Raw genomic sequence first — 14,354 nt, 5'->3', positions numbered from 1 at the left:
CAGTTAAACTTGGGGGACTCGTTTCTATTTACCGGGTCTGACGTACCCGAGGGGAGGTGCGTCAGTTTCCATTATCCAGTCTGACATAGACCAGAGGTGCGTCAGTTTCCATTATCCAGTCTGACATAGACCAGAGGTGCGTCAGTTTCCATTATCCAGTCTGACATAGACCAGAGGTGCGTCAGTTTCAAGTTATCGGGTTATGGTTGCTATTTACCGGGTCTGACGCACCCTACAAGGTATGTTCAAGGTACGTTAGAGGTCGCCTACCGAGTGCGTCAGTGTCCAATTATCGAGTTATTATTGGAATTTATGGAGGTCTGACGCAACCGGCGAGTACGATGATGCAAAAATTGCGGAATTTAAACCAAAAATCAGACTGGATTAATGCCTCGGTATGGAAGGATATAGAACAGGAAATGTTATTGCTATTAAATCCGGTTAATAGCAGTTCGACTTTATTTGATGTTCACTGCTTCCAATTGATTCTGTGCTATCTATTTCGAGATTATGAATCGGCTTTACAGGCGGCTGAGTTAGTTGGTAATTATATTGATGATAGTTTAAGTATTTTTAACCGGGGAGAATATTTGTTTTATTATTCCCTAACTTTGGTGGCAAAGGCGGAAACTCTGTCGGGGTCAAAGCGGGATGCTATTTTAGAGAAAATCCGCACAAATCAGGGCTTAATGTCATCCTGGAATCATCATATTTATGGGAGTTTTAAACATCGGTATATTTTGGTGGAGGCGGAGTTAGAACGCCTCTCAAATCAGATATTATCAGCACTGCAAAAGTACGAACAAGCGGTTTCTGAGGTGATTACAAATGGTGCGATTCACGAAATAGCGATCGCCTATGAATTGGCAGCAGAATTTTATAAACAACAAAATTTAGAGCGATTTTTTGTGATTTATATAAAGGCGGCTCATGGTACTTATAGCCGCTGGGAAGCTACCGCAAAAGTTAAAGATATTAAGTATCGATATCCTGATGTTTTTTCTCCCGCCAACTGGTGGAAAAGTTCAGTCTCTCAGAGTCGAGAATACCCAAGCAATGCCCAAATTTTTAATCTTGGTCATGTTCTACAGGCTTATCAAACCTTGTCTGGGGAAACGGTTTTGGCGAGTCTGTTGGCTAAAACCATGAAAATTATTATCGAGAATACAGATGCAGAAATAGGTTATTTGATTTTGCCATGTGACCATAAATCTAGTCAGGAAATCTCTCAAGAATGGATGATTGAAGCTATGGCAGAGATGGATATTGATGAGGTGACTGTTTTGCGGTCAATTCCTCTTAATACACTGTCAGATAAATCTTTTCCTAAGTCTATCATTAACTATGTAGCGCGCACTCATGAATATGTGTTGCTGAATAATGCTTATAACCACCAAATTTTTAGGGATGATGAATATATCAAAAGTCATAAACCTAAGTCGATTTTGGGGATTCCTTTAATTCGTCAAAAACGGCTAATTGGTATTTTTTACCTGGAAAAAAATATGACAAATGGCAGTTTTGAAGATGAACAAATACAAATTGTCAGTTTGCTCTCAGTTCAGGTGGCAATTTCCTTAGAAAATGCTTTGCTTTATCGGACTCTGCAACAGAAAGTCACTGAACAAAATGCAGAACTTTCCCAGACATCCCAACGACTAAAAACGGTGCAAAAACGACTGATTGAAGCTGAAAAAATGGCGACTTTAGGAGGCTTGGTGGCGGGGGTAGCTCATGAAATTAATACTCCGGTGGGTACGGGAATTATGGCGGCTTCGTTTTTGGTGAGTGAAACCAAAAAGTTTTTGAGTCTTTGTCAATTGCAACCGTTAAAGCGATCGGCTTTAAATATGTATCTTGATATAGTATTGGAAAGCAGTAAACTGATTTTGAGTAATCTCCAGCGTTCAGCAGAATTAGTCCAGAGTTTTCAGCAAGTAGCTGTTGACCAAACTTCCCTAGAAAGGCGCACTTTTACCCTCAGACCTTATTTAGAGGAAATTCTATTGAACATTCGTCCTAAACTGAAACAGACCCATCATCGCATTGTCGTTGAGGGGGATGACACCATAGAGGTAGATAGCTATCCTGGCGCTATTTCTCAGGTGATCACGAATTTGGTGATTAATTCTCTGATTCATGCTTACCAACCATCGGAGTCAGGTCAGTTATATTTAAAGATAGCAGAGGTTGGTGATGATCACTTTTTGATTGAATACAGTGATGATGGTTGTGGTATTCTTTCCGAAAACCTGGAGCATATTTTTGACCCTTTTTTTACTACCACTCGTAATCACGGGGGGAATGGCTTGGGTTTACACATTGTGTATAATTTGGTAACTAAAACTTTGAAAGGTACAATTTCTTGTGATAGTCAGGTGGGAGTAGGATCTAAATTTATCATCAACTGTCCGCGCCGTCCTAGCACATGAACAGTGAAGTATTTAATTGATAGGGATCAATAATAAATGTATAATCAAAATCCTTGGGGTGATGTTACTAAAGATGAAGAGATTTTAACGATTATTGAGGATGAGGAGGAAGGTTCTGTCTTATCTCCAATCATTGATGATGTCGATTTGAGAAAACCCTGGAAAATTATGCTGGTGGATGATGATCAAGAAGTGCATCAAGCCACACGAATGGTTTTAAAAACTTTGACTTTTGAACAGAGACCTTTAACTTTTATTTCGGCTTATTCGGCGGGGGAAGCACAAGGGGCGATCGCCGCTAATCCTGACACGGCTGTTTTGTTGTTAGATGTGGTGATGGAAACTAATAATGCGGGTCTGGATTTGGTTAAATATATCCGCAAAAATCTGAATAATTCCTGGGTGAGAATTATCCTTAAAACTGGATATCCGGGGGAAGCACCGGAAGATTCTGTAATTATTGATTATGATATTAATGATTATAAAACTAAGGTAGAAATGACTCAGCAAAAATTAATTACAACTATTATTGCTGCTTTGCGTTCCTATCGAGATATTATGGCATTAGAGGAGAGTCGTAAAGCCTTAAATAAACTTAATCAAAATTTGCAGTATTTAGTCCAAGAACGTACTAAAACCTTGACCGAAAAAAATCAGATATTACAACAAGAAATTGATAAAAGTCGCCGATTAGAACAAGCTCTAATGGAGAGCAATCAAAAGTTTAGGGGGATTTTAGATATTGCGGAAGAGGCGATTATTTCGGTAGGAGAAGACCAACGTATCACTTTATTTAATCAGGGTGCAGAAAGAATTTTTGGCTATACTATTGATGAGGTTATCGGACAACCTCTGAATATTCTTTTGCCGAAAAATATCCACAAAATACATGAAAAACATATCCAAAATTTTGGTCAAAAGGCAATTTTAAATGCTCCGATGAAGGGAAGGCGAGAGGTTGTCGGACAGCGTAAAAATGGGGAAGTTTTCCCGGCAGAGGCTTCTATATCTAGGTTGCAATTATCTGATCAAGTCGTTTATACGGCTATGTTACAAGATATTAGCGATCGCCAAAAAGCTGAACATGAACTTCAGCGCCTTAATCAAGAACTAGAAACCCGAGTTAAACAGAGAACTCAGCAACTACAAAACCAAATTGAACAACAAAAACAAACTGAACAGGCTTTGCGGGAAAGCGAGGAAAAGTTCCGTCAATTTGCTGAGGCAATTTCCGAAGCATTTTTTATAGTTTCTCGCCATGGAGAAGTCCTGTATATTAGTCCGGCTTATGAGCAAATTTGGGGCAGAACTTGTGAGAGTTTATATCAATCTCCTGAGTCTTGGTTTGATTCGATAGATGTGAATTATAGATCGAAAGTAATTAGTGGAATGAAACACCAATTTATGAGGAAAAAAGAATTAGAGTTAGAGTATCCTATTTTTCGCCCAGATGGCGAAAGGCGCTGGATTCGTGCTTGTTCTTTTCCGATTTATGATCAGAACGGAAATATCTACCGCTTTGCTGGTATTGCTGAGGATATTACTGTTCGTAAAGAAGCCGAAGAAGAGTTACAAGCCAGAGAAGTGGCTCTCCGAGAATTATATCAGATTGCTGTGGCTCCTCATCTAAATTTTAATCAGAGGCTAGAATCTTTACTGTCTATGGGGCGACTACAATTTGGCTTAGAAATTGGGATGCTTTCTCATATTCAAGGCGATCGCTATCAGGTGGTAGCGGTACAAACTCCCCCAGGACTGACACCACCCATTGAAAAAGGCGATTTGTTCCCCTTAAAAAATACCTTTTGTGAAGCCACTTTTAACTGTTCGGAAATTGTCTGTATTGCCTCTGCGGCACAGTCAGAATTTAAAAAACATCCAGCTTATCATAACCTAGGACTCCAAGCCTATATTGGTGTTCGGATTGTAGTGGGACAATATGTATATGGAACTATTAACTTTTGTAGTCCCCATCCTCGCCATACTCCCTTTCGCAATAGTGAACGGCAATTATTGCAATTAATTGCCATGTGGATTGGTAATGAAATCGAACGTCAACAGGCTAAAAAAGTTCTGGAACAGGCTTTTCAAAATACTTTACTACAACAACAGATTACGGACGAAATTCGCCAAAGTCTTGACAGCCAACACATTGTTCAAGCTACAGTTAGTTTAGTGGGGGAAGCCTTTCATGTAAATCGCTGTTTAATTCATCGTTATTCGCCGAATTCTAGCCAAAAAATAACTATGGTAGTAGAGTATTTAAGGGGGCAATATGAGTATTTTATGGGGATAGAAATACCCATTAGTAAGAATCGACATCTTGCCATATTATTAAATCAGGATCAGGCTATAGCTTCTGATGATGTCTACAAAGACCCCCTGCTTTTTCCCCATTATGATCTCTGTCGCCAAATTAATTTAAAATCCATGTTAAGTGTTCGGACTTCCTACAAAGGGGAACCGAATGGAGTAATTAGTTTGCAACAGTGCGATAGGTTCCGCCAGTGGACTCACGACGAAATTGAACTAATAGAAGCTATCGCTCAACAAGTAGGAATCGCCTTAGCACAGGCGCAACTTTTGGAGCAGGAAAAATTACATAAACTCGAACTAGAACACAAAAATCAAGCCCTCAAAGAAGCGACACGCCACGCCGAAGCTGCTAACCGGGCTAAGAGTGAATTTTTAGCTAATATGAGTCATGAAATTCGGACTCCCATGAATGCGATTCTAGGATTTTGCGATCTGCTACAGGGTTTGGTGGCGGAACCTCGTCAAAAACAATATGTTAAATCCATTGGGGCTAGTGGTAAAACCTTACTGGCTTTGATTAATGATATTCTGGATTTATCCAAAATTGAAGCCGGAAAAATGGAACTCCATCAGGAGCCTATGGATTTACGGGTTATGCTAGAAGAAATCTACCAAATTTTCTGCCAAAAAGCAGCAGAAAAAAAGGTAGAATTGATTATAGAAATTAATGATGATTTGCCGAAGGCGATTATCTTTGATGAAGTCAGGTTACGACAGATTTTGTTAAATGTGGTGGGAAATGCTCTCAAATTTACTGATAATGGTTCGGTGAAAGTTTCGGTTTTGACTAACAGTAATACTCCGGTAAGTGCGGATAATACGGAACCTACTATGTCCCTATAAATTGCGATCGCTGATACGGGAATTGGTATCGCACCAGAACAACAGGAACGCATTTTTGATAGTTTTATTCAAAGTGAAGGACAAAGTACCCGCAAATATGGTGGTTCAGGACTAGGGTTAGCAATTACTAAACGACTCACCCAAATGCTTGGGGGAACTATCAGCCTGGAAAGTCAACTAGGTAAAGGTAGTAAATTTACCTTAATTTTCCCGCAAGTTACACCCATAGATTGGCAACCTGACGATAGAATTGTCGAAATAAATGATGATTTAAATCAAATTCAAAGCAGTAAAATATTAGTGGTTGATGATGTCCAATCTAACTTAGATTTAATTCAGGGATATTTTGTCAATTCCCATCATCATCTGTGGCTGGCACATAATGGCATCGAAGCTATTCAAATAGCGGAACTAGAGAAACCCGATTTAATTATGATGGATTTGCGAATGCCGGAACTAGATGGGGTGGAAGCGACTAAACAATTAAAGGCTAATCCCGCCACTAAGCAGATTCCAATTATTATTTTAACTGCCTCATCTTTAGATCGTGACCACCAAGAATTATCTTCTCTCCAAGATGGTTTTTTGCATAAACCTGTAAGTCGTTCACAGTTAGTTTTAGTGTTAAAACAACTGCTTCCCCTGGATACTGTAAATACTGTTGAATCAGTGGCTGATGATACCTCACCAGTACCCCCGGCTTTTCCGGTTTCCCCAGAGTTCCCCCATGGGTCCATTGATGAATTACTGGAAAAACTCCAGCAACAGGAAGAAATATTTTGGCCAGAACTAGGACAAACTCTCAAAATGAGGGATTTACAGGCATTTTCGGAGCAGTTGGTTCAATGGTCGCAGCAGTATCCCTATCCGGCTTTTGTTGAATATGCTTTAACCCTGAGTTCCCAACTCGAACAATTTGACTGGGACAAAATCCCTGGGACGGTCAGAGCCTTTCCAGACCTGCGACGATCGCTTATAGATATTTATGGTGAATAACTTATGGTGATTATTACTAATTGAACAGGTTGTTACTGTCGTATTTAGTTGTCATTGGTTAACAATTGGTATAGGATCAATGTATAGTCTTGGAATTAATAGCCCAGTGTGTAGTGAATTCTTTTCAACCAGAAAATTTTTTGATTTTGATTGTTGATGATGTCAGCAAAAATTTGCAGGTCGTGGGGGCGATGCTTGATGATGTGGGTTACGCCACAACCTTCGCCACCAGCGGTAAACAGGCGATCGAAAGGGTAAAAACTGCTAATCCTGACTTGATTTTACTTGATTTAATGATGCCGGAAATTAACGGTTTGCAGGTGTGTGAGCATTTGAAGGCTGACCCGCTTTATGCAGAAATTCCGATTATTTTATTGACGGCTAGTAATGAATCTGAACATTTACTTCAGGCTTTTAGTCAAGGGGCGGTTGATTATGTTACTAAACCCTATAAGGCTCCTGAACTACTGGCTCGCGTTAAAACTCATTTAGAGTTAAAATATACTCGCGATGAATTAAAACAAGCCTTAGTTGAATTAGAAAAGTTAGCGACGACAGACGCTTTAACAGGTATTGCTAATCGTCGCCATCTCTTAGTTTTGGGTGAGCGCGAATTTCAACGTACCCACCGCTATAATAACCCCTTTTCTGTGTTAATGATTGATATTGATCATTTTAAGTTAATTAATGATAATTATGGTCATAATATCGGAGATAAAGCCCTCAAAATAATGGCAGCTGTCACGGTAAATGCTTTAAGAAAAGTGGATATTTTTGGCAGGTTTGGAGGGGAAGAATTTGTGGTATTTTTACCGGAAACTAAAGCTGATGAAGCCTTGGTGGTAGCGGAAAGAATTAGAGAGGCGATCGCCACAACTCCCATATACGTTGATGACCAGACTATTCATATAACTGTGAGTATTGGTGTGACTATTTATAACTCATCAGAAATTAGTCTGGATGGCTTACTTATGGAGGCAGATAAAGCACTTTATGACGCCAAAAAATAAGGTCGTAATCAAGTGGTAATTTATCCAAAATTTAACCAACTTGATTAATCCACAGATTTTGACCGTTTACCAATTAGCCAGTAAGTGGTCATATTGCCTTTCCCTTTCACAGAAACAACCCCTCGTTTTTCTAAGATATATTGTTGTTTTAAATGCCAGTATACGGTCTGACTGACTTGGATTTTTCCGGGTTCACCTTGTGACTCCATACGACTAGCAGTATTGACCGCATCTCCCCATAAATCATAGGTAAACTTTTTTAAACCAATAACCCCAGCCACCACCGGACCCATATTAATACCAATACGGATATTCAGTTGGTGGCTAATTTCCCCCTGTTTATGATCATCTGTAGACCCTTCTGCTAACCCAGAGGCTTCAGCAACTGGAAGGCTAACGCAGTGGAATTGTTGGACAACTTGTTGCATTTCTATAGCCATATCAGCGACGGCTTGAGGGTGATCATCACGGGGGTTAGGAATTCCCCCAACCACCATATAAGCATCACCAATAGTTTTAATTTTCTCCAAACCATACTTATCTGTAAGGCGGTCAAAAGCGGAAAAAAGTTGATTAAGTAAATCCACCAATTCTGTGGGTGTTAATTGCGAAGCAAGTTCGGTAAAATTAGTTATATCTGCAAATAAAATAGTCGCCTGTTCAAATCTATCCGCAATACACCTGTGGGTATTTTTTAACTTATCGGCTATGGTTTCCGGCAGAATATTTAACAATAATTCATCGGATTTTTCCTTTTCTTGGCGTAAGGCTTCCTCGGCTTGTTTTTGTTGTGCGATCGCCTCAGAAATTTGATGATACATCTGCATAAATGCGCGAATCACATCCCCCAATTCATCGCGACTTTCCACAGAAGCAGCATAAAAGTGAGGGGGTAACCGATGATTAGCAATAGCTGAACCCGCGTTGATTAAATCCTGTCGTAAATTCAAAATCGGCAAAATCACTAAATAGTTAAGCACCACCATGGTCGCACCAGTGACAAACACAGAAATAATCAAAACCAGTCCCGCAATTCGTACAATAAAATACCAGACTTCCCGATGAATAGGAGAGGCATCATAGCGGAGGATAATGAGATAATCATCTAGGCGGGGAAAAGTATCACAGGTAAGATCATAGCGATCGCCTTCGGGAGTGTTTACATACAGTATTTGTACATCTCTGGCTTCTGGATAAGATAAAGCTGGAGTTTCCCCAAAACTGCCAATTAGTTGTCCGTCGGAACTATAGAGAGACCCTCCCATAATATCAGAGTTCATATAATGTAAATTTTGCAGTTGTTTGAGAAAATCCTCCGGCGTTTGATGGGGGTAAGTTGCTACTATCCAAGCGATTTTTTGAGAGGTTAGGTGCTGCAATTTAGATAACAACTCTTGGCGACGACGATACACTGATGGCACCAAAATAATTAATTCAATCACAACTATGCTAGTGGCAACCCAAAAGGCAATCCGCCTAGATAGGCGCGCATTTAGACATCTAGTAATTCCTATGGGGAGTAGTGATTTCATCGATTTTGGGGTCGTTTATATACTTTAATTTTCGAATATAAATAACTTAGAAAATACTAATACTTATTAGTTATTTATTATAGTTTTTATTGTATTTTATTTATCTTATCAAAAAACTAGATATTATTCTGATAATATGGAGTTAATATTTGCCGGAATTAAGCGGTATTCTTATTAACCTGTCCTCTCATTTATGGAGCGATCGCATATTCACTTAACCTGTCGCCTGGGAAGTCTAAATAACCAGATTTTGCCGCTGATGTAACCATGGGACAAATTGCCTAACTATTTTCGCAGAAGGGGCTAAACTGTGGGCGTGAAAATCAACCATAATCTGGCGGGTAACAGTCTGTTTAGTGGTATGGGGTAGCTGTTTAGACTTCCAGCAACGCCCTGGAGTTGGGTAGCTAACTCCTAATTTTTTGGTATAGTCAGATAACTTGCACTTCATGGATATAATATAGCAAATTTGATTATATCTGAATTATCAGTCAATTTTTATAATACATTTACGATACCCGATCTGCCGGAACTTTAGATACAATAGATCCAGAGAAGAGCATTAAATCTTTCCTAGCCTTTATCAACCAGTATGACAGAACCCAATTTATCCGCACCGCAACAGCCTCATCAGGATATTGATAGCCCCAATGGAAAGAGCCCTAACACCATTACCCTGAGTCCCTCAGCGTCTGAGAATCCAGCCTTATCCTACACCGAACATGGGGAGGTGTTTCACCTAGAAGAGTCCCCCAACAACAAAGGGAAAGGGGAGTTGGAAAATCCCAAACCCAGTAACTTTTTGGCTTCCGTGTTGACCCTGGGGGCGATCGCCGTCATGATTTTAGGGTTAGCGATCGATAACGTCTGGGTCGGCTATCTCAGCGCCGTTGTGGCTATTGCCGCATCACTGTTAATTATTTGGCCGAGTTGGGGTAAAATTTGGACAACCCTAATTCCTCCTATCTGGCGTAGTTTAATCGTCGCTAGTTTCGGGATTTTATCGGCAATTACCGGGCTGTTGATGCTGAGTGGTTCCAACACAGACGCAGCCCGTAATATTGTAATTAACTGGGATGCGATCGGCGCACTGGGGGAATTGATCGGCGCTTTGGGTCAAATTATGATCGCCATTTTAGCCGTATATGTGGCTTGGCGACAATATGTAATCTCCCGGGATTTAACCATTCAGCAAAACCGCATCACCCAACAACAGACCATCGATGCTTATTTTCAGGGGGTCTCTGATTTAGCCTTAGGGGAACAGGGACTATTAGAAGATTGGCCCCAGGAACGGGTAATTGCAGAGGGACGGACCGCCGCCATTATTCGTAGTGTAGACGCAGATGGGAAAGCCAAAATTCTCCGGTTTCTGTCCCAGGCGCGGTTAATTACTCCCCTCAAACGCGATCGCCATTTGGGTCGCCCTATATTAGATGGTAATGGCAGTTATGCTGAAGATAGAGCCGAAGGTATTCGAGTTATTGATTTAGGAGCCATGTTAGCCGGGACGGACTTAAAAAATACCGATCTGCGGCGCACAGACCTGGGAGAAGCGAACCTAGTCCGCGCTAATTTAACTAATTGTGACCTGGTGCGTGCTAATTTATCTCGCGCTATTCTCTATGAAGCCAACCTCACCCATAGTAATCTGCGATCGACTAAATTCTTTTATGGTTCAGTGGAAAACGCCAGTCCCCGGACTCGGACATTAATTCCTGACTACTCTACTGGTGCTAATACTGGGGCTGTCATAGAAAATGCTGATTTTACTGGGGTTTTGAACCTCTCCGAGGAGAATCGTTATTATTGCTGTGCTTGGTCGGGGTCAAAATCTCGAAATACTATTCCCGGCGGCTGTGATGGTATCCCGAATAAATTAGGGCGTTAACATTTTCAGGAGTATAGAATTATGGGCGATCGCCAAATTATTCATCTGGTTAACCGACTGAGTTTAGGCTTAATTAACGGTCAGATTAATCAAATTAAAAATACCGGGATGGCGGGATATATTAACTCACAACTTAACCCCAATTCTTTAGCTATTCCGGCAACTCTCACCCAGGAACTTCAGCCCTTAGATACCCTCCCCTGGCGACCGGGAAAGCTAGTTAGAGAACAAAATCGAGAGGTTAATGAAGCCCAAAAACTGGGGTTAGGACAGCCTCAACTCGCACAAGTTAGGCGGCAATTTCAACAGAGAGTAATTAACCAAATTCGTCGCGCTAGAATGATTCGGGCTTTACATAGTCCCCGCCAATTAGAAGAGGTGATGGTCGATTTTTGGTTTAACCATTTTAATGTATTTGGATTGCAAGGACTGAGTAGAATTTGGATTGGGTCCTATGAAGAACACGCCATTAGACCTCATGTTTGGGGGAAATTCCGCACCCTACTAGGCGCAACCGCTAGGCATCCGGCTATGTTATTCTATTTGGATAATTGGCAAAATACCGCCCCTAATAGTCCCGGTGCAACGGGAAGATTTAAGGGGTTGAATGAGAATTATGCGCGGGAATTGTTGGAGTTGCACACCTTGGGAGTTGAGGGGGGATATACACAAAATGACGTGATGGAATTAGCCCGAATTTTGACAGGTTGGGGATTGCCAAAACCAAGCGATCGCCCCCGCAATCAGGAGGGATTTTATTTTGATGAAACTCGCCATGATTTTAATGATAAAATCCTCTTGGGTAGAACTATTAAAGGCAGAGGTATCGAGGAGGTTGAGGAAGCATTAGATATCTTAGCCAGTCACCCCGCCACCGCCAAACATATCGGTTATAAATTAGCCCAAGCATTTGTGGCTGATGAACCCCCATCATCTTTAGTTAAGGCTTTAGGCGATCGCTTTATCGAAACCCAAGGCGATATCACCGAAGTTCTCAAAACCTTATTTAACAGCACCGAGTTTTGGGAGGAAAATCACTACAATAGTAAATTCAAAAACCCCTATCGTTATATAACCTCAGTCATGCGCGCCGTCGGAGAAGTGACTAATTATGACCCCATTAACGGCATTTTAAATCAGTTGGGAATGCCTCTTTATGGCTGTCCTTCTCCTGATGGATATAAAAACACTCAACAGGCTTGGTTAAACCCAGATACCATGGTGCGTCGCAGTAGTTTAGCCGTCCCCTTAGCGGGGGGACTACTCCATAAAGGCAACCCAGTTGATGTCAAGCAGCTAGAGGAAACTTTAGGGGTTTTGTTATCTGCCCAAACTCGCCAAATTTTAGCAGAAAGTCCCCCCAATTTACAGGGTGCAATTTTCTTGGGTAGTCCCGAATTTATGCGGTATTAAAAATTAGTTTAATCCCCTGTTAGTCAGGATATCTGGTGATGGGATAGTATCATAATTATCCGGGTTTACCAGTGGCAAAAGTTGGTCAGCAGCCAGAGCAATTTTCCAAGGAAATTCATGGTTATTAAGTTCCTGCCATTTAGCTTTAGAAATATCAGCTTGAAGGTGATAATTTTGGGGGTGATTGGGGGGACTGTTTAACTTAAGATAAAGGCTCATTTGTTTGGGTGATTTTATCGTAAAAACTACCCAGCAAGGAAAGATATTTTTTTCTCCTGGTGGGTTGGTTTCTGACCATAAACTCAGGTTTTCCCCAACCTGATAAGCCCTAATTCCTACATGAGTTAATCCCTGGGGAAGGGGATTTGATAATTCTAAGTTACACCCCCAGTCAAGGCTTTTTATCACCCGTTCCGAAATTCTGACCACCCGTGAAAAGTTTTTGCATCCTGTCAGTTGGGCGGTTGATAAAGTAGGGGGGTGATCAAAAATATCTTGTGTGGAACCAGACGCTTCTACCCGTCCCTGATTAATTACTAATAACCGAGGACAAATACGATAGGCTTCTGAACGGTTATGGGTCACAAATAATGTCACTCCTGGATAGGTTTCTAATATTTGGATAAGTTCCTGTTCCATTTGATATCGAATGTGGCTATCTAGGGCGGAAAAGGGTTCATCTAACAGTAAAATTTCGGGTTCCCCTACTAAAGCCCTGGCTAGGGCGACTCGCTGTTGTTGTCCCCCTGATAGTTGATGAGGATAACGGTTTCCTATCCCCGGAAGTTTCACCCTGATTAATTGTTCCTCAACCTTCCTCTGTATTTGACGATGGGAGAGTTGGTCTGATAAACCAAAGGCGATATTTTCCGCCACAGTTAAATGGGGAAATAGGGCGTAATTTTGAGCCAAAAAACCTATATGGCGATCGCCACTCGGAATATTTATTTTCTGGACAGAATCAAATAGCACCTTCCCGTTTAAAACTATCCTGCCACTGGTGGGAGTATCCACCCCGACAATACATCTTAAAATCATACTTTTTCCCGTACCAGATGCACCCAAAATCCCTAGGGGTTCTTCGGGATAGCCAGCAAATTTTACCTGTAATCCAAAATCCGGAAGTTGTTTATAAATATTGACTTGTAACCCTTTACTTTCCGGCGGATATATGCTAAAATCATCCGGTAGTTTAATCTTGATATGAGGATGATTAACCCCCGGAGATTTGCGAGGCGATCGCTGCCATTTAATCCCCAAATTCGCCAAAGTAATTGCCGATAAAGAAATCGATAAAATCACCCCTGACCATATCCAGGCTTCCTGAATTTCTCCAGCTTGTACCGCCCCATAAATCGCCAAAGGAATAGTTTGAGTAACTCCCGGAATATTGCCAGCCAACATCAGAGTTGCCCCAAACTCTCCCAGTCCCCTAGAAAAAGCCAAAGTCGCCCCCGAAATAATACCAGGAAAAGCCAAAGGAAACGCTACTCGCACAAAAACCTTGAGTTGAGAAGCCCCTAAAATGCGGGCGGCAACTAACAAATTGCTATCTATTTGTTCAAAAGCCCCACAGGAAGTTTTATAGATGAGGGGAAAAGTCACCACAGTAGCCGCAATAATGCCCCCATACCAAGTAAAGACAATATTGATATTGAGGATAGCTAAAACCCCGCTTAATAGGCCTCTATCCCCAAAAAATCGCAGCAAAATAAATCCCACCACTGTCGGGGGCAAAATCAGGGGAGAAATTAAAAGACTTTCAATTAATGATTTCCATTTACCTTGATAACTATACAATTGATAAGCCGCCAAAACTCCCCCTATAAAAGTGATGGCTGTAGCTAGTAGCGAGATTTTTAAGGAAATCCAAATAGGCGATAAATCCGATGGCATTTCGGGGTTATAGATTCAGGGACAG

Annotated in this window: 9 protein-coding genes; 6 read left to right on the top strand and 3 right to left on the bottom strand. The window is 41.1% G+C overall.

Annotated elements, in window-relative coordinates; all coding sequences use genetic code 11:
- Positions 1 to 176 precede the first annotated feature (176 nt).
- The 4 genes from N39L_RS01675 to N39L_RS01660 all read left to right on the top strand — a co-directional run bounded on the left by N39L_RS01675 (position 177) and on the right by N39L_RS01660 (position 7,597).
- Entirely contained in the window at positions 177 to 2,432 is a 2,256-nt protein-coding gene (locus N39L_RS01675; protein ID WP_014274093.1) for a GAF domain-containing sensor histidine kinase, read from the top strand.
- A gap of 36 nt (positions 2,433 to 2,468) precedes the next feature.
- Positions 2,469 to 5,591 carry a PAS domain S-box protein gene (locus N39L_RS01670; RefSeq protein WP_014274092.1) on the top strand — a complete coding sequence of 1,041 codons (3,123 nt, stop codon included), beginning with the start codon at positions 2,469 to 2,471 and terminating at the stop codon, positions 5,589 to 5,591.
- On the top strand, positions 5,592 to 6,587 hold the full coding sequence (locus N39L_RS01665) for an ATP-binding response regulator (RefSeq protein ID WP_308805625.1): 996 nt from the start codon (positions 5,592 to 5,594) through the stop codon (positions 6,585 to 6,587).
- Positions 6,588 to 6,700: 113 nt separating this feature from the next.
- Complete coding sequence (locus N39L_RS01660; RefSeq protein WP_014274090.1) at positions 6,701 to 7,597, top strand: GGDEF domain-containing response regulator; 897 nt, start codon at positions 6,701 to 6,703, stop codon at positions 7,595 to 7,597.
- Between the two features lie 44 nt (positions 7,598 to 7,641).
- Here N39L_RS01660 and N39L_RS01655 read toward each other — a convergent pair whose 3' ends face one another.
- Together N39L_RS01655 and N39L_RS01650 are read right to left on the bottom strand one after the other, a co-directional pair.
- Positions 7,642 to 9,129, bottom strand: coding sequence for an adenylate/guanylate cyclase domain-containing protein (locus N39L_RS01655; RefSeq protein WP_043467924.1), 1,488 nt, complete (start codon positions 9,127 to 9,129; stop codon positions 7,642 to 7,644).
- Between the two features lie 235 nt (positions 9,130 to 9,364).
- Positions 9,365 to 9,580: a hypothetical protein gene (locus N39L_RS01650; protein WP_014274088.1), complete on the bottom strand. Its 216-nt coding sequence runs from the start codon at positions 9,578 to 9,580 to the stop codon at positions 9,365 to 9,367.
- Positions 9,581 to 9,721: 141 nt separating this feature from the next.
- Here N39L_RS01650 and N39L_RS01645 point away from each other — a divergent pair, with 141 nt between their 5' ends.
- Complete coding sequence (locus N39L_RS01645; protein WP_006618730.1) at positions 9,722 to 11,020, top strand: pentapeptide repeat-containing protein; 1,299 nt, start codon at positions 9,722 to 9,724, stop codon at positions 11,018 to 11,020.
- Positions 11,021 to 11,041: 21 nt separating this feature from the next.
- Positions 11,042 to 12,433 carry a DUF1800 domain-containing protein gene (locus tag N39L_RS01640; protein WP_014274087.1) on the top strand — a complete coding sequence of 464 codons (1,392 nt, stop codon included), beginning with the start codon at positions 11,042 to 11,044 and terminating at the stop codon, positions 12,431 to 12,433.
- A 3-nt stretch (positions 12,434 to 12,436) separates the two neighbouring features.
- Here the strand turns inward: N39L_RS01640 and modB are convergent, their stop codons facing one another.
- Entirely contained in the window at positions 12,437 to 14,329 is a 1,893-nt protein-coding gene (gene modB, locus N39L_RS01635) for a molybdate ABC transporter permease subunit (RefSeq protein WP_006618728.1), read from the bottom strand.
- Positions 14,330 to 14,354 lie beyond the last annotated feature (25 nt).

The sequence above is a fragment of the Limnospira platensis NIES-39 genome, assembly GCF_026000695.1.
Classification (GTDB): Bacteria; Cyanobacteriota; Cyanobacteriia; order Cyanobacteriales; family Microcoleaceae; genus Limnospira; species Limnospira platensis.
Note: the sequence above shows the minus strand (reverse complement) of the source record. Positions and strands in the feature narration are given on the sequence as shown.

What these genes read in the sequence shown, in the direction of transcription:
- N39L_RS01670 (WP_014274092.1), top strand. Translation starts at nt 2,469, where the DNA reads ATGTATAATCAAAATCCTTGGGGTGATGTTACTAAAGATGAAGAGATT.
- N39L_RS01655 (WP_043467924.1), bottom strand. Translation starts at nt 9,129, where the DNA reads ATGAAATCACTACTCCCCATAGGAATTACTAGATGTCTAAATGCGCGC.
- N39L_RS01650 (WP_014274088.1), bottom strand. Translation starts at nt 9,580, where the DNA reads ATGAAGTGCAAGTTATCTGACTATACCAAAAAATTAGGAGTTAGCTAC.
- N39L_RS01645 (WP_006618730.1), top strand. Translation starts at nt 9,722, where the DNA reads ATGACAGAACCCAATTTATCCGCACCGCAACAGCCTCATCAGGATATT.
- N39L_RS01640 (WP_014274087.1), top strand. Translation starts at nt 11,042, where the DNA reads ATGGGCGATCGCCAAATTATTCATCTGGTTAACCGACTGAGTTTAGGC.
- modB (WP_006618728.1), bottom strand. Translation starts at nt 14,329, where the DNA reads ATGCCATCGGATTTATCGCCTATTTGGATTTCCTTAAAAATCTCGCTA.